Below are 26,713 nucleotides of genomic sequence, written 5' to 3' on the forward strand. Positions count from 1 at the left end.
TATCTAAATAAAATTATTTATTAATATCCTGTATTTTGTGTTAAATTTGAATTAGCCGAAATAGCAGCTGTTGGTAATGGAAACACATTCTTGTCAGTACTAATTGAAGTACCATTTGCAATATTTCCTTTCCAAGCCCAGTTATAGTTTCCTCCTCCGTATTTATTAAATCGGATTAAGTCTTGTCTTCTATGACCTTCCCAATGAAGTTCTCTAGCTCTTTCGTCTATAATGAAATCAAGATTTACATCGCCTTTAGATACATTTGCAGAAGTAGAGCCATTATTAGCTCTTTCTCTTAAATCATTAATATATTTTAATGATTGTGTGGTTGCATTTGTAGTTGTACTAGGATTTGTAGCACCGTCTTTTCTCATTTGCGCTTCTGCATACATTAAATAAGCATCTGCTAATCTGAACAAAGGAAAATCCGTATCTACAAATGTTGAATTTACACCAGCAACTCCAGCGGCAGTTTTGTTTGAATATTTGTGTAAAATATACCCTTGAGCTGCATTTGTTAAACTTGCGATTTCCAGCGTTCTTGCACCCGATGTTGTATATGTTTTTCTTGTATCAGTCACAAATTTTGCACCATCAAACTTTTCAACAAACTGTTTTCTAAGTCTCAAGGCTCCACCCCAACCACCAACACCAAATTCTGCTCCGTTTCCTTCAAGAGAACCTACCTGTCCGTTTATCATTACAGTTGTTGCACCGTAATTTTGAGTTTTAACCCCATCAGACTGTAATGTAAAAATCATTTCAGAAGAGGTATGATTATCGGCTTTAAAGTTGTTTAAATATTTTGCATTTAAAGTATATCCACCACCAATAACATCGGAACATTTAGTCATACATTCTGCATATTTTGGCGCTCCAATATATACTTCAGCATTCAAATACATCTTGGCCAAAATCATTTGAGCCATCGCTTTATCTAATCTACCATATTCATTAGCTCTAGCAGCTTTTAAATTAGGAATTACGGCATTCAGTTCTGTCTCTATAAAAGCAAACAACTGTTTTCTGTCATATTGAGGTCCCTTGAAATTCAAAGGATCCGTTTCTGTAACAAAAGGTGCTTTACCAAACAAATCCATCATATTATAGTATGCAAAAGCTCTTAAAACTCTTGCTTCGTTTCTATAAAAATTGATTTCGGCAACATCAGCAGCACCGGTAATACCTCTTGAACTTAATAGTTCTGGCGTAGATTGTCTTAAAAAATCATTAGCAAGAGCCACTTCGGCCATAGTTCTACTAAACATCCCCAATAAAATAGGATTAGCAGATGTCCAAGTATTTCTTTGTAATTCAGCGGTACCTTCATCATTCTCATACGTCCAAACCACTTCGTCAGTAGTTAAGTCTTGCAAGTACCACATACATCTTCCAAACTGGCTTGTTCCTGCATCAATTCCCTGCAAAAAAGAGGAACCTGCATCTCCTGTGCCTGTTAGGCTAAGATTACCATAAACTCCAGCCAATGCTTGTTTATACCCTAACGGTGTCGAAAACAATTGTTCTGGTGAATTGATTTTGGTGTCTTCAGCTACTACATCTAAATCACTTGTGCACGATTGTAATGCGACGAACGCAAATAGTATATATATAAAATTTATTTTTTTCATAATCTAATTATTAAAATTTAACATTTACTCCACCTAAAATTGAGCGTTGTCTTGGGTAAATGGTATTATCAACACCATTATTAGCAATTTCCGGATCTAAACCAGAATAATCTGAAATAACAAAAACATTTTGCATACCTGCAAACAAACGCAGTGAAGCCTTACCTTCTAACCATTTTGGAAAAGTATAACCTAATGTGATGTTATCCATTCTTAAAAAAGATGCATTTTCAACAAAAATATCAGATAAAACTACATTCGATGTTGTATTAAAATTAGTGTCTAAAACTGATGTTGGGATATTCCCAACCGTTCCGCCAGTCGTTAATTGATCATATTGAGCTCTACTTGCGTTAACCGCATTAAAAACTCTATTCCCAACACTTGCTCTCAAATTGAAAGAAAAATCTAGGTTTTTATAATTCATAGTTGATGCCAATCCGAAAGTTGCTTTAGGATCAGGATTTTTATAAATATATTTATCATTAGAGTTGATAATTCCATCGCCGTTCAAATCTGCATAAGCGCCTTCAATCGGTTTTCCGGCTGTATCATATAGCTGTTTGTACAATAAGAAAGAACTTGGTGCGTAACCAACTCTATGCACTTGACCTTGCGTTCCTGTTCCTGCCAGATTATCTCCAGTTCTAATGAAATCAGAACTTAATTTTGTAATTTTTCTTTCGAAAGCAGTTACATTAAAGTTTAGGTTCCAATTAAAATCTTCATTTTTTACAACATCGGAACTTAAAGCGAATTCAACTCCTTTGGTCGTAAAACTTCCAATATTTTGCCAAGATCTGTTTGAGAAGTTACTACCATCTGCTGTTGCAACATCCGCTAACAAATCTTTTGAATCTTTGTAAAACACTTCCACACTACCCGAAACTCTGTTGTCATAAAGTCCGAAATCCAAACCTGCGTTATAGGTTGTAGTTTCTTCCCATTTTAAATTTGAACTTTGTCTTGCAGAAACCGCAATTGGCAAGGCAACAGTACCAAAGTAATATTGAGAACTTCCGCTTCCTAAATTATATTGTTGCAAATAATCATTGTTATTTCCAATTTCTTGCTGTCCGGTAATACCCCAACCCAATCTTAATTTGAAATCGGAAATTGTTTTACTGTCATTAAAAAGGTCTTCTTTTATTTTCCAGGCAAATGCTGCAGCGGGGAAATTTGCCCATCTATTGTCTTTGTCGAATCGAGAAGAACCATCTCTTCTATAAGATAAAGTCATTAAATATTTATCATTGAAATTTAAATTGGTTCTTCCAAAAAAGCCAATATTTACTCTATCATAATCTACATTTGTCTTTGGAAAACCTGTTAAACCGGTTGGTAAATTTGGATCTTTAATATTTCCTGATTGATAGTTGTTTGAATCCCATTTTTGGTAAGAATAACCAGCAGTTGCATCAAAAACCAACTTATCGAATGTTTTATTATAAATTAAATAAGCATCCAATAATTTATTTTTTCTCATACTTGTAGAAAATTCATCAGTCCCATAAGGAATGTCGTTATTTGAACCCGAAGTAGCTACTTTGTTTGAAGCTAATTTGCTTCTTTCGCCATCTGCTTGATCAAAACCTACATTTATAACTGTACGTAAAGCTGGAAAGAAATGAAATTTATAATCTAATTCAAAGTTTCCAAAAAAGCGATTGTTTTTTCCAGTATCAAATGTTTGCATTAATTGAGCCACCGGATTCCTTGGCGTTTGAGACGTTAATCTTCCATTACCATGGTCATAGTATTCAAAGAAACCACCATATATAGAAGTTGGATCATAAATAGGTTGCGTTGGATCAAAACGTAGCGCACTACCTTCAACGCTTTCTGCAAATCTATTGTTCTCATTTGAGTAATTTGCATTCAATTTTAACTTTAAATGATCATCAAAATAAGATGGATTTAAAGCCAACCCAACAGTATTTCTATTAAATGTATTTGTCAATCGCAAACCTTCTTGATACGTATTCCCCACTGTAAGACGAGATGGGATACTATTAAACAGATTGCCTCTAATAGATATGTTATTATCAACAAAATCTGTTTTTCTGTAGATTGCATTTTGCCAATCGGTATTTGCTGTACCTAATTTTGAAACATCTCCAGGTCTTTTTTCTGCGATTATAGTTCTAAAAGCCGCTGCATCAAATACATCAACTGTTTTGTCTATTTTACCACTTCCATATTGAAAATTATAATCTACAGAAAGTTTTTTTCCACCTTTTTTGGTAGTAATAATAATTACCCCATTAGATGCACGAGAACCATAAATAGCAGTTGCCGAAGCATCTTTTAAAACAGTCATCGACTCAATAGTACTAGGGTTTAACGAAGCTAAAATTGATGTAGAACCGTAATTTTTGTCTGAATTGTTTTCAATAGGCAAACCATCGATTACAATTAATGGATCATTGCTTGCAAATAAAGAAGAACCTCCACGAATTCTAATTTGAGAACCTGAACCTGGCGCACCGCTTGTATTTACAGTAACACCTGCAACTCTTCCGTTAAGCAAGTTTTCGGCTGTTACATTTGCCCCTTTATTAAAATCTTTAGCTGTCAATACTGTCACTGCACCCGTTGCATCTTTTTTCTTAACGGTACCATAACCTACTTGAACAACTACCTCTTTTAATTGATTTTCATCTTCTTCTAAAGAGACCATCACTGATTTTTGAGAATCATAATTAACAACAGAAGCTTTATATCCAATGAAAGAAAATACGACCTTATCGCCTTTCTTTACATTTGACAATTGAAACTTTCCGTCAAAATCTGTTGAAACACCGTTTGCGGCGCCTTGAACATTTACATTTACTCCCGGAATTGGCTGTCCTGATGCTTTATCAAGAACAGTTCCAGTTACAGTATTCTGAGCCAGAACACTAAGAGGCAGTAATAGTAATAAAAATAACAACTTTTTATAAATTGTTTTCATACTTTTTGTTTAAATTAATTTGAAATTTGGTTGTGGTTTTAACTTTTAATTTTACTTCGAATGTTAAATTTATGTAAATTTTGTCACGCCCGACAAACCCACTTTTTATTTGGTTTACGAAAACGTGATAGTGTTGAAAACTTTCTTTATAATCTAATTATTTAAGGGATAAATTGCCATTAATAAAAACAAACCATATCTTTATTACGAAAATAATTTTTATCAATTTTACAATTATGAAAAGGAAGGTAACGCTTAAACAAATTGCCAAAGAACTTGACGTTTCAATTTCCACAGTTTCAAAATCTTTAAGAAATAGTTTAGAAATTGGAGAAGATACCAGATTAAAAGTGCAAGCTTTCGCCAAATTTTACAACTACAAACCCAACAATATAGCCCTGAGTTTAAAGAATCGAAAAACAAAAACCATAGGGATTATCATACCTGAAATTGTTCATCATTTTTTCTCCACCGTCATTAATGGAATAGAACAGGTTGCAAACGAAAACGGATACAGCGTAATAATCTGTTTATCAGATGATTCTTTTGACAAAGAAGTCCTTAATATGGAAATGCTTGCTAATGGAAGCATCGACGGATTCATTATGTCCCTTTCTAAAGAAACTCAGTTCAAAGGCGATTTTCATCATATCACTGAAGTAATTGATCAAGGAATGCCAGTTGTTATGTTTGACCGCGTTACCAATGAAATTCTGTGCGACAAGGTTATTATTGACGATAAACTTTCGGCTTATGAAGCAGTTCAAAGCCTGATTGACAAAGGAAGAAAGAAAATTGCCCTAGTTACCACCGTTGATTATGTTAGCGTAGGCAAGCTCCGCACAGATGGCTACATAAAAGCATTATTAGACAATAACATTCCTTTTGATGAAAATCTAATTATTAAAATCGAAGACGTTGATACTTGCGAAATAATCATTGGAAAGCTATTGGAAGACAAAGCGATTGATGCCGTTTTTGCCGTTAATGAGCTTTTTGCCGTAATCTGCATTAAAACAGCGAACAAAATAGGGCTTAATGTACCTAAAGACCTAGCAGTTATCGCATTTACGGATGGAATTATTTCAAAATACTCTACTCCTACTATTACAACCGTGAGTCAAAGCGGAATAAAAATGGGAAACAAAGCCGCAAAAATGCTGATTGACCGATTAGAATCAGAACATGAGGACGAAGAGGAAGAGAATTATAAAACAGAGGTAATTGAAACTCATTTAATAGAAAGAGAATCTACGAATTAGATTTTTGGACGTATTAGATGATTTGATTTTTAGATAAAATGCAGCATTATATAAACAGTAGTCTTTGTCTAATTCCGAAGTCTCAGGACTAAAAAATCCAAGAAGTCTAAAAATCTAACTAATCTAAGCAGTCCATTCCATATTATATTCATTACTACAACCTTGTAGTTAGAAATATTTCTTTTTATTTGTTTCTAAAAAATAAAAGTTTAAAATATATTTTTATATTTACCCAATCAAAGCTTTTACTTTTACTTCGAAAATAAGACAAGTTTTGATAAGCATAGCGCTTATCGTATTAATTTTTTAAATTACGATAATGGAAAAGCGTAAATTAAGTTTCTGGCAAATTTGGAACATGAGTTTCGGATTTCTGGGAATTCAAATGGGTTTTGCCTTGCAAAACTCGAATGTCAGTAGAATATTTCAGACTTTAGGTGCTAATATTGACGACATCCCAATTTTATGGGTTGCTGCTCCTTTGACCGGATTAATTATTCAACCAATTATTGGCTATTTTTCAGATAGAACCTGGACAAAATTAGGACGAAGAAAACCCTATTTTTTAGCAGGTGCAATTTTAGCCTCGGCGGCATTATTTATAATGCCTAATTCACCAGTACTTTGGATTGCTGCAGGAATGCTTTGGATTATGGACGCTTCTATCAACGTTTCTATGGAACCTTTTCGTGCTTTTGTTGGAGATAACCTTCCAGAAAAACAACGAACCATGGGGTTTGCCATGCAAAGTTTTTTCATCGGTATCGGTGCTTATTTCGCTTCAAAACTACCTTTAATTTTCACCCATTTAGGAGTTCAAAACACAGCGCCTCTTGGTATCATTCCAGATTCAGTTAAATATTCTTTCTATTTTGGTGGAATTGTATTTATCATAACAGTTCTATGGACTGTTATTACTTCTAAAGAATATTCTCCGGAAGAATTAGCCGCTTTTGAGAAACACAAAGAAGCCATTTTTGTAAAAGAGGAAAATTCTGCTGATTGGTTTGCATCTAATGCAAAATCACATCTGACAAAGGGAATTTCATTCCTGATTGTTAGTGTACTATTTTCGTTAGCCATCTTTCATTTTGATTTAAAAAAAGATTTGTATGTCTTATCACTTGGACTTATTGGTTTGGGCGGATTAGCAATGTTAGTTTCCGGATTAATGCAAAAAACAAATAATACCGAAAATGGATTTGTGACTATTATGAACGATTTTCAGTTTATGCCCAAAATCATGAAACAATTGGCCTGGGTTCAATTCTTTTCTTGGTTTGCGCTTTTCTCCATGTGGATTTACACCACTCTTGCCGTTACCCAACACATTTATGGCACAACAGATACCACTTCTACTGCTTATAATACTGGCGCCAATCAAGTAGGTGAAATGTTTGCTAATTATAATTTAATTGCGGCGATCGCTTCTTTTTTACTACCATTATTAGCCAAATATACCAGTAGAAAATTCACCCATTTCGCGGCATTAGTCTGTGGTGGCCTTGGTCTTATCTCTATTTATTTTATATCAGAACCAACCGCGTTCACTATGGAATGGCTTCCGATGATTGGCGTTGGAATTGCCTGGGCTAGTATTTTATCTATACCTTATGCCATGCTATCCGGCTCATTACCTTCTAACAAAATGGGGTATTATATGGGAGTTTTTAACTTCTTTATCGTAATTCCACAATTAGTTGCTGCATCCATTTTAGGGTTTTTAGTCTCTAAATTTTTTAACAACGAACCTATATACGCGCTTTTAATTGGTGGAGCATCGATGATTCTTGCCGGAATTATTGCGCTTACCATTAACGACGAATCAAAAATTATAATAAATGAATAAAAAAGCATTCATCTTCGACCTAGACGGAGTTATTGTTGACACCGCTAAATACCATTTTTTGGCTTGGCAAAAAATTGCAAAAGAATTAAATATTGATTTCACTCTTGAACATAACGAACTCTTGAAAGGAGTTAGTAGAGTACGTTCATTAGACATAATTTTAGAATTAGGTAAAGTTGAAGCTTCACAAGAAGACAAAGACAAATGGTTAATTCAAAAAAACGAGGATTATTTAACCTATCTGGTGGATATGGATGAAAGTGAAATTCTCCCAGGTGTTTTTACAATTTTAAAGTTTTTAAAAGAGAAAAACCAACCTATCGCTTTAGGTTCGGCCAGTAAAAATGCCAGACCAATTCTCGAGAAAACTGGAATATTATCTTATTTCAATGTTGTTGTAGACGGAAATGATGTTACCAATGCTAAACCAGATCCAGAAGTTTTCTTGATTGCGGCTAAACTATTAAATATAAGTGCAGAAAACGCTATCGTTTTTGAAGATTCCGTAGCTGGTGTACAAGCAGCCAATATCGGAAAAATGACAAGTGTTGGGATTGGCGAAGCATCTATTTTACATGAAGCAAAATACATCTTCAAAGACTTTACAGAAATAGACACCGATTTTATAGAAGAATTAATTAGAAAATAAAAAGATAGAATAAAAAGAAACGAGAAGCAACAGGTTAGAAAAACAGAACTAAAATTCAACAACTGTAAACTTCTAAACGGTAAACTTTTTAAACTTTAAACAAAAGTAAAGAATGAATCAAGATTATATAAAACCTGACAATTGGTCGATCATTGAAGAAGGATTTGATGTAGAGAGCGTAAAATCATCTGAGAGTCTTTTCAGTATTGGTAACGGAGCGATGGGACAACGTGCAAATTTTGAAGAAAATTATAGCGGTGAAACATTTCAAGGAAGTTATATTGCCGGAATATATTATCCTGACAAAACCAAAGTGGGCTGGTGGAAAAATGGATATCCTGAATATTTTGCAAAAGTTCTGAATGCACCAAATTGGATTGGAATCAACATCGAAATCAACGGTGAAAAATTAGATTTAAACACTTGCGCCTCAGTTTCAAACTTTCGTAGGGAATTAAATATGAAAGAAGGCTGGTATCACCGTTCCTTTGAGGCAACTCTAAAAAACGGAACTGAAATTTCAGTAAATATCCGTCGTTTCCTTTCTATCGTTTTAGATGAAGTTGGAGTCATTAGTTATGAAATCACTCCTTTAAATAAGGATGCCAAAATAATTTACAAACCGTATATCGACGCCGGAGTAACTAACGAAGATGCTAACTGGGAAGAAAAATTCTGGGAACCTCTTGATGTTAAAAAATTAGGAAATGAAGCATACGTTACTGCGCAAACATTCAAGACGCATTTCAAGGTAACTACTTTTATGCAAAACAGCATTTTGATTAATGGAGAGAAAACGAATATTTCTCCTTCCAATATCGAAGCTGTTTCAGATAAAATCAAATTTAGTTATGACGTTGTTGTGGCTCAAGGCCAAAAATCATCAATCCAAAAAATTGGTGGTTACACTGTTTCTTTGAATCATGTAAATACGCAAACTGCTGCCGAAAAAGTGATTCAAACTGCATTAGCAAAAGGATACGACCAAATGTTACAAGATCAAATTGAGGCTTGGGCAAAAATTTGGGAAATGTCGGATATCACGATTGATGGTGACGTGAAAGCGCAACAAGGAATTCGTTTCAATATTTTTCAGTTGAATCAGACCTATTTAGGAAAAGATTCCCGTCTGAATATTGGACCAAAAGGTTTCACAGGAGAAAAATATGGCGGATCTACTTATTGGGACACTGAAGCGTATTGCATCCCATTTTACATGGCAACAAAAGACCAGGAAGTAGCAAGAAACTTATTGACATACCGTTACAATCAATTGGACAAAGCCATTGAAAATGCTGCCAAATTAGGATTTACAAACGGCGCTGCTTTGTATCCAATGGTGACCATGAATGGCGAAGAATGCCATAACGAATGGGAAATTACATTTGAAGAAATTCATAGAAACGGAGCTATTGCATTTGCCATTTATAACTTTTATAGATACACTGGGGATTACAGTTATATTCCAGAAAAAGGTCTGGAAGTATTAATAGGAATTGCACGTTTTTGGCATCAAAGAGCTAATTTTTCGACTAATCTTGACAAATATGTTATCCTTGGAGTTACAGGACCAAACGAATACGAGAACAACGTAAACAATAATTTCTATACCAATTATATTGCAAAATGGTGTTTGGATTATACCTACGAACAGATTCAAAAAGTATCATTGGAATATCCATCGGATCACAAAAGAATTTCGGAGAAAGTAAAAATCTCGGATTCGGAATTACAATCTTGGAAAAAAGTTGCTGATAACATGTACTTCCCTTTTTCGGAAGAGCATAATGTGTACTTGCAACAAGATGGCTTCTTAGACAAAGATTTAGTAAGAGTGGCTGATTTAGACAAAAGCCAGAGACCAATTAACCAAAAATGGTCTTGGGATAGAATTTTGCGTTCTCCATATATCAAACAAGCCGATGTTTTACAGTGTTTCTATTTCTTTGAAGATCATTTTTCGAAAGAAGAACTGAAAAACAATTTTGAATTTTACGAATCCTTTACGGTTCATGAAAGTTCACTTTCTCCTTGTGTACACTCCATTCAGGCAGCATTATTAGATAAGATGGATATGGCCTATACGTTCTATTTGAGGACTTCTCGTTTAGACTTAGATGATTACAATAAAGAGGTAGAAGAAGGTTGTCATATCACCTCGATGGCCGGAACTTGGATGAGTATTGTTGAAGGTTTTGGTGGAATGAGAATTAAAGAGAATAAACTCCATTTTTCTCCAAAAATTCCAAAAGAGTGGAAAGGCTATTCCTTTAAAATAAATTTCAGAAATCAAATTTTGAAAGTAGACATTACTCATGAGAAAACTTCATTTTCAATCGATGGTCAAAAAGACCTATCAATAGTTGTCAATGGAAAGACACTAGTTGTCTTGGTAAATAAAGCAATATCTGTATAAGTATTAATTGTTGGAACTTGTAGTTAATTCTATCATTTAATAAGAGGCCCCAAAGGCCGACAAACAATCCCAATTTTTATTGGGATTGTTTAATTACCATCCGTTTATAAAATTTCGTTGTCCGTTGCTGTAAATTTAATATCACTAAAAAGTATATAATAATGAATATATTTGTTACATTCCCTTTCATAAATAAGAGCTTTCTAAAAAAAATAACCTTATTACTTTTCTTTATGTCTTTATCATTAACCGCTCAAATTCAAAGAGTCGAACCTCCTTTTTGGTATGCAGACATGAAAAATCCGGAACTTCAAATCCTATTTTATGGTAAAAACATAGCGGACTATCAAGTTACGGTATCAAATGCAATAAAAATCACTAACGTGAAGCGAACGGAAAATCCTAACTATATTTTCATCACAATTGACACTAAAAAAGTGCAGGCGACCGATCTGATTTTTACTTTTAAAAACAACAAGAAGGAATCGTTTACACAAAAATACGCCTTGAAGAAAAGAAGAGAAAATTCAGCGCAACGCAAAAGCTATGATTCCTCCGATATGATGTATTTACTGATGCCGGATCGTTTTGCAAATGGAGACAGAAAAAACGATAGTGAAACCTCAACAACTGAAAAATACAATAGGGAATTACCCGGAGGCAGACATGGTGGTGACATTGAAGGGATTATAAAAAACCTCGATTACATCTCTTCTTTAGGAGCAACAACAATCTGGAGTACGCCACTTTGCGAAGACAACGACCCTACTTTTTCGTACCACACTTACGGTCAATCAGATGTTTATAAAATAGATCCTCGTTACGGAACCAATGAAGATTATGTACGTTTATCCTCTGAAATGCATAAAAAAAACATGAAACTAGTCATGGATTATGTAACCAATCATTGGGGAATTAAACATTGGATGATGAAAGATTTACCTACAAAGGGATGGATCAATCAATTTGATAATTATACCCAAACTAATCATAAAAGAACGGTTATCAGCGATACCCATGCGTCTAAAATTGATACAGAAACCTGCTTAAACGGATGGTTTGCACCAGCAATGCCGGATTTAAACTTATCGAACCCATTGGCCTTAAAATACCTGATCCAAAATGCCATTTGGTGGATCGAATATGCTGATTTAGATGGTTTTAGAGTTGATACCTATAATTACTCTAGTCCAAAAGGAATAGCTTCATGGACCAAATCCATCACAGATGAATACCCAAATTTTAATATTGTAGGGGAAGTCTGGATGCAAAGCCAAGCACAAATGGCCTATTGGCAAAAAGACAGCAAAATAAGCCAAATTCAAAATTATAATTCCTATTTACCAAGTGTAATGGACTTTACATTGTACGAGGCAGCAACAAAAGTATTCAATGAAGATGATGGCTCTTGGGACAAAGGAATGATAAAGTTATATGACAATTTCACCAATGACTTTCTGTATCCTAACATCAATAATTTGTTGGTTTTTGTTGAAAATCACGACACCAATCGGTTCAATCAGACGTACGGAAACGACATTAGAAAATATAAAATGGCAATGAGTTTGCTGGCAACCATTCGCGGTATTCCGCAATTATATTACGGAAGCGAAATTGGCATGACAGGCGATAAAAACAAAGGTGATGGAGATATTCGCCAAGACTTTCCGGGCGGCTGGGAAGGAGACCAAAACAATGCTTTTATAAAAGAAGGAAGAACTTCGGGGCAAAGTGAATATTTCGATTTCACTGCTAAGTTATTCAACTGGAGAAAAAGCAAATCAGTGGTTCATTTTGGAAAAATGACACACTATATTCCAGAGAATAATGTCTATACCTATTTTAGATACAATGCCAATGAAACTGTCATGGTTGTAATAAACAACAGTAATGAAACCCATAAAATTAACACACATCGTTTCAAAGAAAACATCAAAGAATTTAAAACCGGAAAAGATGTGATTTCGGAATTATCATTTGATGTTACAAATGAAATTATTATTGAACCAAAATCAGTTTTGATTTTAGAGTTAAAGTAATGTAAAGCACAACAAATAGCTTACAAAATAATCCTTAATGCTAAAAAAATGAAAAAATATTCAATTCCCCTTTTACTATTAACCATGACAATTCTAAGTAGTTGCTCCAGTACAAAAACAGTTTCTGAACGTGACAAAACACCTTTCGTTTGGGAAGGAGCAAATGTTTATTTTCTAATGACGGACCGTTTTAATAATGGTGATACTTCAAATGATATAAACTTAAACAGAACTAAAACACCGGGGAAACTTCGTGGTTTTGAAGGAGGAGATATTATAGGAATTTCTAAAAAAATAGAGGAAGGGTATTTTGACAAACTGGGAATTAATGCCATTTGGTTTACACCAATTGTAGAACAAATTCATGATGGTGTTGATGAAGGAACGGGTTTAAGCTATGCCTTTCATGGGTATTGGGCCCGAGATTGGACAAATTTAGACCCTAACTTTGGAACAAAAGAAGACTTAAAAGCATTAGTAGAAAAAGCACATGCACACGGAATCCGAATTATTCTTGACGGGGTGATCAATCATACAGGACCGGTAACGACGGAGGATACGGTTTGGCCAAATGACTGGGTGAGAACAGGACCAACTTGTAATTATAAATCCTTCGTAAATACAACTGCCTGCACATTAGTAGCCAATCTTCCGGATATAAAAACGGAAAGTATGGAAAATGTGGATTTACCTCCTTTTTTAATCGAAAAATGGAAAAAAGAAGGACGTTACAGCCAAGAAATGAAAGAATTGGATGCGTTTTTTGCCCGTACCGGTTACCCTCGAGCGCCCAAATATTACATCATTAAATGGCTGACTGATTATATTGCCGATTACGGAATTGATGGTTATAGAGGTGACACCGTAAAACATACTGATGAAACGGTTTGGGCCGATTTTAAAACACAATGTAATTATGCTTTTGAAAACTGGAAGAAAAACAATCCTACAAAAGTGTTAGATAACAATTCTTTTTACACCATTGCTGAAGTGTATAATTATGGAATAAGTGCAGGACAAATTTTTGATTTTGGAGATAAGAAAGTCAATTATTATGAAAATGGATTCAACAACATGATCAATTTCGAATTCAAATGGGATGCGCAAAAAGACTATGAATTTATATTTTCCAAGTATTCTGACAAGCTAAACAATGACTTGAAAGGTTATAGTGTTTTAAACTATTTATCCTCTCATGATGACGGCGGACCTTTTGATGCCAAAAGAACAAAAAGCAAAGAAGCAGGGACTAAATTATTATTAAGTCCCGGATTATCTCAAGTATATTACGGTGATGAAAGCGCTCGTCCTTTAGTAGTCGAAGGAACTCAAGGTGATGCTACATTGCGTTCGTTTATGAATTGGGATGCCATTAAATCAAATCCTTCAACACAAAAAACGTTGCTGCATTGGCAGAAATTAGGACAATTCAGAAAAAATCATCCTTCAGTAGGTGCAGGAATCCACAAACAAATTTCGGCACATCCGTATGTGTTTTCCAGAACTTTTGCTAAAGATGAACTTACAGACAAAGTAGTAATTGGATTGGATTTGGCAATTGGATTAAAAGAACTTTCTGTAGATTCTATTTTCAGTAATGGAACGACCGTAATTGATACCTATTCTGGCAAAGAAGCAATAGTTTCCAGTGGAAAAGTAAATATTGATTCAGAATTCGATATTGTTTTATTGGAAGTGAAAAAATAATTTTTTAAATTATTTAATCCAAACGTCTTTAGAAATGAAGGCGTTTTTTTTATGTTTACCTTTACCAAAAAATAAAAGACAATGCTTAAAATTGGACATCGTGGTGCAAAAGGATACGAACCGGAGAACACCTTGGTTTCGTTCCAAAAAGCATTAGATATGCAAGTGGAAGGCATTGAACTCGACGTGCATTTGAGCGCTGATGGTGAAATAATCGTAATTCACGACGAAACCATTGACCGAACGACCAATGGAAAAGGTTTTGTAAATAACCTCTCTTTGCACGAATTGAAGACTTTCCCAATTGATGGTAAGCATCAAATTCCAACTTTGAAAGAGGTTTTTGATTTGGTAAACCAAGATTGTTTTATCAATATTGAGCTCAAAAGCTATGAAGCTACAGATAAAGTAGTTTCACTGATTGAAAAGTATGTCACTAAAAAAGGGTGGAAATACGATCGTTTTTTAGTTTCCAGTTTTGATTGGAATGCACTGCAGCAAGTGGCGTTTTTAAATGATAAAATTCCAATTGGCGTTTTAACGGAAACCGATTTAGACTTGGCTTTGGCTTTCGCCAAATTCATTCAGGCAAAATCCATTCACCCGCATTTTCATTTATTGACAAAAGATAACACGGCGCAAATACAGGAAAAAGGATTGCATGTTTTCCCTTGGACCATCAATGAAGTAGAAGACATTCAAAAAATAAAAACATTCAACATAAACGGAATTATCACTGATTTCCCAAATAGAATATGAATCAAAATTTTGATATAATAATAGTAGGCGGTGGCGCTGCAGGTTTTTTTACGGCAATTAATATTGTGGAGAAAAATCCAAAACTGAAAGTCGCAATTTTAGAACGCGGTGCAGAGGTATTGCAAAAAGTTCGAATTTCCGGCGGCGGAAGATGCAACGTAACGCACGCTTGTTTTGAGCCTAATGAATTGGTTAAGTTTTACCCGCGTGGCGAAAAAGAATTACGCGGACCTTTTCATCAGTTTTGTTCTGGCGATACGATTGAATGGTTCGAGAGGCATGGGGTAGAACTGAAGATTGAAGCGGATGGACGTATGTTCCCCGTTTCAAATTCCTCACAAACTATTATTGATTGTTTTCTAAAAGCGACGCAAAAACTCGGAATCGCAGTAGTTACGGGACAAAGTGTGCAATCTATTTTCAAAAAAGAACATGAATGGAAAATAGAAACCCAAACCGAAAATTACCTTGCCGAAAAGCTAATTTTGGCCACAGGGAGCAATCCTAAAGTATGGGAAATGTTACAAAGTTTTGGTCATGCAGTTGTTAGCCCGGTTCCTTCCCTATTCACTTTTAACATCAAGGATTCAAGAATAAAAGAATTACCCGGAGTTGCGGCACAAGTAACTGTAAAAGTAAAAGATACCAAACTCAGCTCAACAGGACCATTGTTAATTACCCATTGGGGAATGAGTGGTCCCGCAATTTTGAAACTCTCCGCTTGGGGTGCCCGAATCTTGCATGACAAAAATTATCAGTTTACCATTTTTGTGAATTGGTTGAATGATGCTGACAAAGAAGATGTCGAGAAAAAGCTAAAAGATTTAAAGCAAGAACACGCGAAAAAATCAGTTTCTAAAAAATCTCCATTCGAATTAACCAATAGATTATGGGAAAGTTTAGTACTCGCTTCAGGAATAGAAGCTGAGACAAAATGGGCCGATTTATCAAAAATACAATTGCAAAACTTGGCAAATCAATTGACAGATGGAACTTTTCAAGTCAACGGAAAAAGTACATTTAAGGAAGAATTTGTAACTGCAGGAGGAATTGATTTAAAAGAAATCAACTTCAAAACCATGGAAAGCAAATTACACGAAAACTTATATTTTGCAGGTGAAATCGTCAATATTGATGCGATAACCGGCGGATTTAATTTTCAGAATGCGTGGACAAGTGGGTTTATTGTGGCGAATGCTGTTTAGACCAAAGCCATTATTCTGCAATACTTTAATTAAGAGAACTTTAGTTTTTGATTAACAAGAATTTATTATTCTGTTTTGATTTTCATAGAATGATTTTAATATGTTTGTAATTAAAATATTACGAATGATTAAAAACTACTTTTTTGTTTCCTTACTGTTTTTTGTATTTCAATCTGGTTTTTCACAAACCGATAAATTAATTAACGGCAAAGTTTTGCACGAACAATTTCCTGTCGGAAAAGTTGAAGTGGCTAATTTTAATTCTAAAAAAACTACAGTTACAAACGCAGCCGGGGAATTTTCTATATTGGTAAAAGTGGGCGATGCGCTCCTTTTTATTTCAAAAAACCATGATATCAAAAAAATTGTAGTGGATCAAAAAACCATTGACCAAAACAATCTTATTATTTCACTAATCCTTAAGCCAGAACAATTAGAGGAAGTAGTAATTACAAAAATGCCTTCTATTAAATTAAGTACAGACAAAGGTTATGAACAAGGGAAGCTTGATAAATATGCGTTAGAGAAATCAGCAAAAAGTTTAAAAACAGGGGTTTACAATGGCAGTATTGAAAATGGAATGGATTTGAAGCGAATTGGCGGGATGATTTTAGGCTTGTTCATAAAAGAAAAAGACGAAGTCAAAAAAAATCACACAAAAATAGAATTTACAGCATTGGCAAAAAGCAGCTGTGATCACAAGTTTTATATCGAAACTTTACAGTTAAAACCAGACGAGATACCTCTTTTCCTCCAATTTTGCGATGCAGATCCTAAATCAAAGACCATCATTGGAAATTTCAACATTTTAAGTCTAATGGATTTTTTATCTACCAAGAATATTGAATTCAAAAAACTATAAAGACTTTAAAAAATAATACACCTTTTTTTATGCAGCATGAAAACTGATTACTAAAAAAACTGAACACTGAACACTATCATCTATTCAGCCACCAAATACTTCCATTCAAAACAGCAGCAAAACTTACCCACGCTAAATAAGGAATGAATAAATAGCCCGCGATTCTATTAATTTTAGAAAACTGGATATAGGTTTCATAAATCATCAGCCATAATACGATAATCTCCAAACCAGCCAGCATCGGGTTGTGCAATCCAAAGAATAAATACGACCATAAAGCATTTAATGCCAACTGTATCGCAAAGAAAACCAATGCTTTTTTTACGATTTCTTTTTCAAACTCTAAACGGTTCCACACTAATCCTGCTGCGACACCCATCATAATGAAAAGCATACTCCACACGGGTGCAAAAATCCAATTGGGTGGATTAAAACTTGGTTTTATCAAAGTTGGGTACCAAGTCACAATTGCTGAACGAGTAACCATTCCTGACAAATAACCAATCGCAAGACAGGTAACCACCATAGTTAAAATTCGAGTAATCTTAGTCATAATTCTATTTTCTAATGTTGGTCAAATTTAATCAAAACTTTAGTACAAATCCATAAATAAAACAAATCAAAGAATAAATCAAAAAAAGTATCTTTGCGTAAATTTATCATTCATGTTTACAGCAAAAGATTTCATTCCAAAACACTATTCTCAAAACGTAGATCAAGGAAATTTCCAATGGAGTGCGCCAAGTAATATTGCTTTAGTAAAATACTGGGGTAAAAAAGACAATCAGATTCCAGCCAATCCTTCGGTGAGTTTTACGTTGAATAATTGTAAAACTATTACCAAATTGGCTTTTGCAAAAAAACAAAGTGATGGTAAATTCTCATTCGATTTACTTTTTGAAGGGAAACCAAAAGAAGATTTCAAACCGAAAATTCAAAAATTCCTGGAGCGAATCGAAATTTACTTGCCTTTTTTGAAAGACTACCATTTTACGATTGACACAGAAAACACATTCCCGCACAGTTCCGGAATTGCTTCTTCGGCATCTGGAATGGCAGCTTTGGCGATGAACTTGATGAGTTTAGAAAAAGCATTAAACCCGGGAATGACGGAGGACTATTTCTATCAAAAAGCCTCTTTGCTAGCGCGCTTAGGTTCAGGAAGTGCTTGTCGTAGCGTAAAAGGACAAGTGGTAGTTTGGGGAAACCATAAAAATATCTCCGGAAGTTCGGATTTATTTGGAGTGGAATTTCCAAAGGCTATTCATGAAAATTTCAAGAATTATCAAGACACTATTTTATTGGTTGATAAAGGTGAAAAGCAGGTTTCGAGTACCGTGGGTCATGATTTAATGCACGACCATCCATTTGCTGAAAGGCGATTTGCACAAGCGCATGAGAATTTAGATAAACTAATTACCATTTTTGAAAAAGGAAATTTAGATGAATTTATCAAAATTGTAGAAAGCGAAGCGCTGACTTTGCATGCCATGATGATGACTTCGATGCCTTATTTCATATTGATGAAACCCAACACTTTGGAAATTATTAACGCCATTTGGAAATATAGAAATGAGACACAAATCCCTGTTTGTTTCACACTTGACGCTGGAGCAAATGTGCATGTTTTGTATCCAAATAAGGACAAACCAAAAATATTACAATTTATTCAGGACGAATTAGTTGGCTATTGCCAAAATGGTCAGTACATTTGTGACGAAATTGGAAATGGAGCTTTGTTGATTTAGTTTGTTTTTTTCCTACCTTTATTTTTTAAAGCACTGAAATTATGGACATTCAATCAGAGAAATTAGAATTGATTAAATTGTTATTAGAAACTAATGACAAATCCATAATTGAATCTATAAAAAACATTTTCAAATCAGAAAAAAAAGATGTTTGGAAAGAATTATCTCCTGAAGAACAAGAAGAAATTGACCTTGGAATTCAAGAAGCAAATCGAGGAGATAAAGTCGATTTATAAAATTACCTACTAAATTACCTAATTATCAACCCCAAATTGCTAATTTACAATCTAATATGAAAGGACCTTTATTTTACTCAAAAATATTACTCTTTGGCGAATACGGAATTATTCGTGATTCAAAAGGATTGTCCATTCCTTACAATTTTTATAACGGTGCGCTTAAAAGAGACGAAAATCCATCTGATGAAGCGATAAAATCAAATGGAAATTTGAAACGTTTTCTTGTTTATTTAGACACATTGCAAAATGAGCAACCCGACTTAGTTACTTTTGACTTAGATACTTTAAAAAGCGACGTTGAAACCGGAATGTATTTCGATTCCAGTATCCCGCAAGGATACGGAGTAGGAAGCAGTGGCGCATTAGTTGCTGCTATTTACGATAAATATGCCCAAAATAAAATCACGGTTCTGGAAAATTTAACTCGTGAAAAATTATTGCAGCTGAAAAATATATTTTCTCAAATGGAGAGTTTTTTCCACGGAAAAAGTTCTGGTTTGGATCCTCTAAACAGCTATTTGAGTATTCCAATTCTTATCAATTCTAAAGACAATATTCAAGCAACCGGAATTCCAAATCAAAGTTTCGACGGAAAAGGTGCTGTATTCTTGTTAGATTCAGGTATTGTAGGCGAAACTGCTCCGATGGTTAATATTTTCATGGAAAACCTGAAAGACAAAGGATTCCGTGCTATGTTGAAAAATCAGTTTGTAAAACACACTGACGCTTGTGTAGAAAATTTCCTTGGTGGCGACATGAAATCATTGTTCATGAATACCAAGAAATTATCAAAAGTAGTTTTGAATAATTTTAAGCCTATGATTCCAGAGCAATTTCACGGAATTTGGCAGCAAGGAATTGACAGTAATGATTACTATTTGAAATTGTGCGGCTCTGGTGGTGGCGGTTATATCTTAGGATTTACTGAGGATTTAGAACGTGCAAAATTATCGCTAAAAGATTATAAACTAGAAGTCGTTTATCAGTTTTAAAATTCCTCACCCCAACCCTCTCCGAAGGAGAGGGAGAAACAAACATAAAATAGCATCCTTAATTATTGGAAGGACATTCTTAAAATAAATCTAAATGTTAAGCAGGAAGCACAAACTTTTATTGATGAAAATGATAAGTTTGTTCTCTGTCGTAAGAGGCTATAACATTCCAATAATTATTTTAGCACAGTATCTATCGGCTATATTTATTCTTGCGCCCGAAATCAGAGCTTTAGATATCCTGTTCGATTTCAATTTATTCCTAATTGTTTTTGCATCTTCGTTAACGATTGCTTCCGGTTACATCATTAATAATTTTTACGACAGCAAAAAAGATTTAATCAATCGCCCGAATAAATCCATGCTTGACCGCTTAGTAAGTCAGAAAACCAAGCTTACGGTTTATTTTTTACTCAATTTTATTGTAGCATTAATGTCAATGTTTGTGTCGTGGCGTGCGTTTTTATTCTTTTCTGTTTATATATTTTTCATTTGGTTCTATTCCCATAAAATAAAAAAATATCCGATAATAGGGAATTTGACAGCTGCCTTGTTGGCTGTTTTACCATTTTTTGCCATCCTGCTATATTATTACACTAAAATTTCCTTTAGCGATATCGAGGTTTATAAAAGTCAGTTTGCTGTAATTTTCGCGCATGCGACATTTTTATTTCTCTTACTTCTCGTTCGGGAAATGGTTAAGGATTTAGAGAATTTAAAAGGGGATTTAGCTAATGGTTACCAAACGATTCCAATTATCTACGGCGAAGAGACCTCAAAGAAAGTAATCACTATTTTGGCTCTTTTAACCATTTTTCCAGTTTATGTTCTAATCGAAATATATGATGTAGGTTACATGGATATTTATTTTTATGTCTGTCTTATCATCATGATTTTCTTCCTGCTTTATTTATGGAAATCGAACACCAAAGCACAATTTTTATTGCTTCATAACGTCTTGAAATTCCTTATTGTAGCGGGCGTATTTTGTATTGTGCTTATCAATCCAAGCGTATTGTGGCATGGAAAAAGATTACTGTTGATGATTTAGGTTTTTCTTCAAAAGATCATAAAAAAGGTTGAAAATAATTTCATTAAAAATTCACTAATTCCTCGATTAGGTTAGCCCCGATTAAAACGGCATCCTTTTTCTTTTTTTCTTTAAAAAGAAAAAGATACAGTGGAAAGCGGGAAATAGCTACAAAAAATCAAACCATCACTGCTTAATCAGCTTATTAATTAGATAGTTAGCGTTTTCTAATTGTCAAAAATCGTTTGTCAATTATATAAATACTATCTTTGCGCAAATTATTGGAATATTATGAATAACAAGGAGGGCAATAATAAGAAAAGTGGTGCTAGAGCAAATAGCTCAAGACCCAGTTCGAATAAGCCAAAACCTGCCATGCAGAAGCGCGCTCAAGGGCCAAAAAAAGTTAAAGTAAATACTAAAGTTGCCGAAGTTGCTACTGATAAAGTAGAGAAAAAACCAAATCAGGCACCAAAAAGACCAAAAGTAAAAGACGAGATTCGTTTGAATAAATATATTGCTAACTCTGGTGCGTGCTCGCGTCGTGATGCCGATATCTACATTCAATCCGGAACGGTAAAAGTAAACGGAATCCCTGTTACTGAAATGGGGTATATGGTAAAACCCGGAGATGTTGTAAATTTTGACGGTTCAACTTTGACACCGGAGAAAAAAGTATACATCTTACTGAACAAACCTAAAAACTTTACGACAGCCATGGACGAAGGTCAGGAATATCGTAATGTATTGGAATTAGTAAAAGGTTCTACAACTGCAAAAATTGGAGCTGTAGGTAGAATGGACAAGAATACAACTGGTTTGTTACTGTTCACTAACGATACGGATATGATTCGTAAATTTACTTTACCAAGTCAAAAATCATCTAAAATATACCAAGTTTCTTTAGATAAAAACCTGAAATATGAAGATTTAGAAAAGATAAACAAAGGTTTGACTCTTGATGGACACCGTGTTTTTGTAGAAGATGTAAGCTACATTGACGGAGAAGCAAAAAGTGAGATTGGATTGCAATTAAGATCATCTAACGTGAAAGTGGTTCGTAATATTTTCGAACATTTTAGTTATGATGTATTAAGAATTGACAGAGTTTCTTTTGCTGGTTTGACCAAAAAGAACTTACCAAGAGGAAACTGGCGATTGCTTACCGACCAAGAAATCATCAATTTGAAGAACGTTTAATATTTCTTTGAAATTATATCATTAAATCCCCTTTCGCATAAAGTGAAATGGGATTTTTTTAATTAAAAAAACAACTACCATGACACCAGAAAAATTACAGTCCATTGCTTTTAAATGGTTCGAAACCTTTAACAACAAAGAATTAGAAAAACTATTGTCATTGTATGATGATGAGGCCGTGCATTTTAGTCCAAAACTAAAAATTAACAAACCCGAAACCAATGGTTTTGTCACAGGAAAACAAGCATTGCGCGACTGGTGGCAAGATGCTTTTGAACGTTTGCCTAGTTTAAACTATAAAGTCACTTCGCTTACTGCAAATGGAGATCGTGTTTTTATGGAATATCTTAGGACAGTTGATGGCGAGGATGAAATGCTTGTTGCAGAAGTACTCGATATTAAAGAAAATAAAATAATTGCTTCGCGCGTATATCACGGTTAAAATAACCTTTTATTTCAATTCTGTTTTTAATAGGATTTAGAAAAACACAACATCAAAATCTCATTCGCTTTAAACCGAATGGGATTTTTTTTTGGTAAACAAGAATTAGATACAGAAAAAGTCCACATTACAGACAGGAATATATTTAGTCAATAATTCATTTTTTTTGGTAAATTAGCTACAATTATTTAACAATCAATCATTATGAGAAAAACAACCCTTGTTTTAACTGCATTCACTATTTTACTATTGCTGGTAAACTGTAAATCCAAAGAGAAAAAAGAAGATTTCAGTGCCTTAACAAAAAACTACTTCGATGATAAAAATGCGTTGGATCCTTTGACTGCCACACAAAATGGTCAAAACGAATACAACGACCAGTTGCAATTTGAAATGACGGATAGTTATAGAAAATCCCAAACTGCATTTTTTGACAAATATGAAAAAGCTTTGCAAACTGTTGATGAAACTAAACTTTCTGAAGAAGAAAAAAATAGCTACGAAATCATTAAATGGGAAGTTGAAATAGGCAAAAATTTACTAAAACAACCTACTAATTTAATGCCAATCCATCAATTTTGGGGCACGCATTTGACCATGGGACAATTTGCCGGTGGAACAAATGCACAACCGTTTAAAACGGAGAAAGACTATACTAATTTTTTGAAGAGAATGGATAAGTATTCTGTTTGGATTGATTCGGCCATGGTTTATATGAAAAAAGGAATCAAACAAGGTATTGTTATACCAAAAGCATTAACGATACAGTTAATTCCTCAATTTGCGGAAATGGCAAACCCAAAAATAGAAGATAATTTGTTTTATTCCGCTATAAAATTGATGCCCGCCACTTTCTCTGATGCCGTAAAAAAAGAGTTAACGACAAAATATACCGCAATAATCAATGATAAGTTGATTCCGCAGCACAAGAAAATGGCTGAATTCTTAAAAAATGAATACCTTCCTTCATCCAGAACAACAAGCGGAATAGGAAGTTTCCCTTTTGGGAAAGAACTATATGCCACTTATGTAAAACAATGGACCACTACTGAAATGACTCCAGAGCAAATTCATGAATTGGGTTTAAAAGAAGTAGCGCGAATACATGCCGAAATGGAAAAAGTGAAAATTCAGGTTGGATTCAAAGGTACTTTATTAGCTTTTTTTGAGGAAGTTCGAAATAAAAAGGAATTAAAACCTTTCAAAAAACCCGAGGAAGTTATTGCCAATTTCCAACGTATTTATGCCCGAATAAAACCGAATGTGGATAAATTATTCTCGTTGCAACCCAAAACAAAATTTGAAATCAGAAGAACGGAAGCTTTTAGAGAAAAAACAGCTAGCGCAGAATACATGCAAGGTACTGCTGATGGTTCACGTCCCGGTATTTTTTATGTACCAATACCAGATGTAGCTAACTATAATGTTTACGGGGATGAAGATTTATTTTTGCATGAAGCCATTCCTGGGCATCACTTCCAAATTTCCTTGCAACAAGAAAACAATAGCCTTCCAGATTTCAGGAAATTCAATTGGTTTGGAGCTTATGGTGAAGGCTGGGCTTTGTACACTGAAAGTCTAGGTAAAGAATTAGGTCTGTACAAAGATCCTTATCAATATTTTGGCATGTTAGGCAACGAAATGCATAGAGCGGTACGATTAGTAGTTGACACGGGATTACACTCAAAAGGCTGGACAAGAGAACAAGCGATTAAATATTCTCTGGAAAATGAAGCTGAAAGTGAAGCAAGTATAATTCCAGAAATAGAACGTTATATGGCAATTCCTGGACAAGCTTTATCATATAAAATTGGACAATTGAAAATCATGGAATTGCGTAAAAAAGCACAGGATAAAATGGGATCTAAGTTTGACATCAAAAAATTCCATGAAAAAGTATTGGAATCCGGAGTAATGCCATTGGCCTTACTAGAAAATAAAATTAATGCTTGGATAAAAGAGTGATAATTTTGAATAATAAGTATAAAAAAAGCTTCTCAAATGAGAAGCTTTTTTTGTGCGGATAATAGGACTCGAACCTACACGCCTTGCGGCACCAGATCCTAAGTCTGGCATGTCTACCAATTTCACCATATCCGCTCAATTGTGGGTGCAAAGATAAACATAACTTCCAATTTTCAAAGCAATTTATCGAAAAAATATTTATACTATTTTTTGTACTTTTGAAACTATAAAATTAAAATCCATGGAAAATATAAAATCTTATGTTCAACAGCATAAAGATCGTTTCATAAACGAGTTAATCGAATTATTAAAAATACCATCTGTAAGCGCAGATACCGCTTATTCTCAAGATGTTATTGACACCTCCGAGTCTGTGAAGACCAGTTTAGAAAAAGCAGGATGTGATTTTGTTGAGATTTGCGACACACCAGGATACCCAATTGTTTATGGCGAAAAAATTATCGATCCAGCCTTGCCTACGGTTTTAGTCTATGGTCATTATGATGTTCAACCAGCAGATCCGATGGAATTATGGACTTCACCGCCCTTTGAACCCGTTATCAAAAAGACAGATATACATCCGGAAGGCGCCATTTTTGCTCGTGGTGCTTGTGATGATAAGGGCCAAATGTATATGCATGTAAAAGCATTGGAATATATGGTTCAATCAAATACTTTGCCCTGCAACGTAAAATTCATGATTGAAGGAGAAGAAGAAGTGGGTTCTAAAAGTTTGAGTTGGTTCGTGGAACGCAACCAGGAAAAGCTAAAGAATGATGTAATTCTGATTTCAGATACCGGAATGATTTCAAACCAACAACCGTCTATCACTACAGGATTACGCGGATTAAGTTATGTAGAAGTAGAAGTTACGGGACCCAACCGTGATTTGCATTCCGGTTTATACGGAGGAGCCGTTGCGAACCCGATAAACGCTCTGGCAAAAATGATTGCTTCCCTACATGACGAAGACAATCACATTACCATTCCTGGTTTTTATGACAATGTACAAGAATTAACGCTTGAAGAAAGAGCTGAAATGGCCAAAGCACCTTTCAACTTAGAAAATTATAAAAAGGCACTTGACCTTAACGATGTTTATGGTGAAAAAGGATATGTTACGAACGAAAGAAACTCCATTCGTCCTACGCTTGACGTGAACGGAATTTGGGGAGGATACACCGGTGAAGGTGCTAAAACTGTAATTGCAAGCAAAGCTTTCGCTAAAATTTCGATGCGTTTGGTTCCAAATCAAGATTGGGAACAAATCACCGAACTTTTCACGAAACATTTCACAAGCATTGCTCCTGCGGGCGTTACCGTAAAAGTAACCCCTCATCACGGCGGACAAGGTTATGTAACTCCAATCGACAGCATTGGATACAAAGCCGCTAATATGGCCTATACAGAAACCTTTGGTGTGCCCGCCATTCCGGTGCGTTCAGGAGGAAGTATTCCTATTGTTGCCTTATTCGAAAAAGAACTGAAAAGCAAAACAATTTTGATGGGATTTGGTCTTGATAGTGATGCCATTCACTCGCCAAACGAACATTTTGGAATTTTCAATTACCTGAAAGGAATTGAAACCATCCCGTTGTTTTATAAATATTTCGTGGAACTTTCGAAATAGATTATTACAATACATTTTAACCCGTTGGGTGTAATTATTTAAAGCAAAATAAATTGATTAGATATTGGTCAAGATACTGAAATTCAGTATCTTGAAGTCGCTAAACAACCAATATCTATGTCAAATATAGTA

20 protein-coding genes and 1 tRNA gene are annotated in these 26,713 nt (G+C 34.5%); 17 read left to right on the top strand and 4 right to left on the bottom strand.

Annotated features, from left to right (window positions below):
• Positions 1–20 precede the first annotated feature (20 nt).
• Positions 21–1,634, bottom strand: a complete 1,614-nt coding sequence (locus ACFX5F_RS09955) for a RagB/SusD family nutrient uptake outer membrane protein (protein WP_379851904.1) — start codon at positions 1,632–1,634, stop codon at positions 21–23.
• A gap of 10 nt (positions 1,635–1,644) precedes the next feature.
• Positions 1,645–4,587, bottom strand: coding sequence for a SusC/RagA family TonB-linked outer membrane protein (locus tag ACFX5F_RS09960; RefSeq protein ID WP_379851905.1), 2,943 nt, complete (start codon positions 4,585–4,587; stop codon positions 1,645–1,647).
• 236 nt (positions 4,588–4,823) lie between these two features.
• Between ACFX5F_RS09960 and ACFX5F_RS09965 the strand changes: the two genes are divergently transcribed.
• From ACFX5F_RS09965 to ACFX5F_RS10005, 9 genes are all read left to right on the top strand, one after another.
• Positions 4,824–5,849, top strand: coding sequence for a LacI family DNA-binding transcriptional regulator (locus ACFX5F_RS09965; protein ID WP_379851906.1), 1,026 nt, complete (start codon positions 4,824–4,826; stop codon positions 5,847–5,849).
• Positions 5,850–6,168: 319 nt separating this feature from the next.
• Complete coding sequence (locus tag ACFX5F_RS09970) at positions 6,169–7,698, top strand: MFS transporter (protein ID WP_379851907.1); 1,530 nt, start codon at positions 6,169–6,171, stop codon at positions 7,696–7,698.
• Positions 7,691–8,347, top strand: a complete 657-nt coding sequence (gene pgmB, locus ACFX5F_RS09975) for a beta-phosphoglucomutase (protein WP_379851908.1) — start codon at positions 7,691–7,693, stop codon at positions 8,345–8,347. The genes ACFX5F_RS09970 and pgmB overlap by 8 nt, the downstream gene beginning before the upstream one ends.
• Before the next feature lie 112 nt (positions 8,348–8,459).
• Positions 8,460–10,763: a glycoside hydrolase family 65 protein gene (locus tag ACFX5F_RS09980; protein ID WP_379851909.1), complete on the top strand. Its 2,304-nt coding sequence runs from the start codon at positions 8,460–8,462 to the stop codon at positions 10,761–10,763.
• A gap of 233 nt (positions 10,764–10,996) precedes the next feature.
• Positions 10,997–12,802, top strand: coding sequence for a glycoside hydrolase family 13 protein (locus ACFX5F_RS09985; protein WP_379851910.1), 1,806 nt, complete (start codon positions 10,997–10,999; stop codon positions 12,800–12,802).
• A gap of 48 nt (positions 12,803–12,850) precedes the next feature.
• On the top strand, positions 12,851–14,509 hold the full coding sequence (locus ACFX5F_RS09990) for an alpha-amylase family glycosyl hydrolase (protein ID WP_379851911.1): 1,659 nt from the start codon (positions 12,851–12,853) through the stop codon (positions 14,507–14,509).
• 81 nt (positions 14,510–14,590) lie between these two features.
• Complete coding sequence (locus tag ACFX5F_RS09995; RefSeq protein ID WP_379851912.1) at positions 14,591–15,268, top strand: glycerophosphodiester phosphodiesterase; 678 nt, start codon at positions 14,591–14,593, stop codon at positions 15,266–15,268.
• The gene (locus ACFX5F_RS10000; RefSeq protein ID WP_379851913.1) at positions 15,265–16,473 is read left to right on the top strand and encodes a BaiN/RdsA family NAD(P)/FAD-dependent oxidoreductase; all 1,209 of its coding nucleotides are present in this window, start codon (positions 15,265–15,267) and stop codon (positions 16,471–16,473) included. The genes ACFX5F_RS09995 and ACFX5F_RS10000 overlap by 4 nt, the downstream gene beginning before the upstream one ends.
• 124 nt (positions 16,474–16,597) lie before the next feature.
• Positions 16,598–17,335 (top strand): hypothetical protein, encoded by a 738-nt coding sequence (locus ACFX5F_RS10005; protein WP_379851914.1) that lies wholly within the window; start codon positions 16,598–16,600, stop codon positions 17,333–17,335.
• Positions 17,336–17,411: 76 nt separating this feature from the next.
• Here ACFX5F_RS10005 and ACFX5F_RS10010 read toward each other — a convergent pair whose 3' ends face one another.
• Positions 17,412–17,888, bottom strand: a complete 477-nt coding sequence (locus ACFX5F_RS10010) for a TspO/MBR family protein (RefSeq protein WP_379851915.1) — start codon at positions 17,886–17,888, stop codon at positions 17,412–17,414.
• A gap of 112 nt (positions 17,889–18,000) precedes the next feature.
• Between ACFX5F_RS10010 and ACFX5F_RS10015 the strand changes: the two genes are divergently transcribed.
• The 7 genes from ACFX5F_RS10015 to ACFX5F_RS10045 all read left to right on the top strand — a co-directional run bounded on the left by ACFX5F_RS10015 (position 18,001) and on the right by ACFX5F_RS10045 (position 24,951).
• Entirely contained in the window at positions 18,001–19,083 is a 1,083-nt protein-coding gene (locus tag ACFX5F_RS10015) for a diphosphomevalonate decarboxylase (protein ID WP_379851916.1), read from the top strand.
• Positions 19,084–19,124: 41 nt separating this feature from the next.
• The gene (locus tag ACFX5F_RS10020; protein WP_073205369.1) at positions 19,125–19,319 is read left to right on the top strand and encodes a hypothetical protein; all 195 of its coding nucleotides are present in this window, start codon (positions 19,125–19,127) and stop codon (positions 19,317–19,319) included.
• 56 nt (positions 19,320–19,375) lie between these two features.
• The gene (locus ACFX5F_RS10025) at positions 19,376–20,314 is read left to right on the top strand and encodes a mevalonate kinase family protein (RefSeq protein ID WP_379851917.1); all 939 of its coding nucleotides are present in this window, start codon (positions 19,376–19,378) and stop codon (positions 20,312–20,314) included.
• Between the two features lie 94 nt (positions 20,315–20,408).
• Positions 20,409–21,365 (top strand): geranylgeranylglycerol-phosphate geranylgeranyltransferase, encoded by a 957-nt coding sequence (locus tag ACFX5F_RS10030; RefSeq protein WP_379851918.1) that lies wholly within the window; start codon positions 20,409–20,411, stop codon positions 21,363–21,365.
• Positions 21,366–21,635: 270 nt separating this feature from the next.
• Entirely contained in the window at positions 21,636–22,544 is a 909-nt protein-coding gene (locus tag ACFX5F_RS10035; protein ID WP_073205361.1) for a pseudouridine synthase, read from the top strand.
• Between the two features lie 79 nt (positions 22,545–22,623).
• Positions 22,624–22,986 carry a nuclear transport factor 2 family protein gene (locus ACFX5F_RS10040; RefSeq protein WP_379851919.1) on the top strand — a complete coding sequence of 121 codons (363 nt, stop codon included), beginning with the start codon at positions 22,624–22,626 and terminating at the stop codon, positions 22,984–22,986.
• Between the two features lie 204 nt (positions 22,987–23,190).
• Positions 23,191–24,951, top strand: coding sequence for a DUF885 domain-containing protein (locus ACFX5F_RS10045; RefSeq protein WP_379851920.1), 1,761 nt, complete (start codon positions 23,191–23,193; stop codon positions 24,949–24,951).
• Positions 24,952–25,004: 53 nt separating this feature from the next.
• On the opposite strand, the gene ACFX5F_RS10050 is transcribed toward ACFX5F_RS10045, so the two are convergent.
• A tRNA-Leu gene (locus ACFX5F_RS10050) sits at positions 25,005–25,086 on the bottom strand.
• Positions 25,087–25,192: 106 nt separating this feature from the next.
• Here ACFX5F_RS10050 and ACFX5F_RS10055 point away from each other — a divergent pair.
• A complete protein-coding gene (locus tag ACFX5F_RS10055) occupies positions 25,193–26,581 on the top strand; it encodes a dipeptidase (RefSeq protein WP_379851921.1) in 1,389 nt (462 codons plus the stop codon).
• Positions 26,582–26,713 lie beyond the last annotated feature (132 nt).

It is taken from the genome of Flavobacterium zhoui, assembly GCF_042787235.1.
GTDB classification, from domain to species: domain Bacteria; phylum Bacteroidota; class Bacteroidia; order Flavobacteriales; family Flavobacteriaceae; genus Flavobacterium; species Flavobacterium zhoui.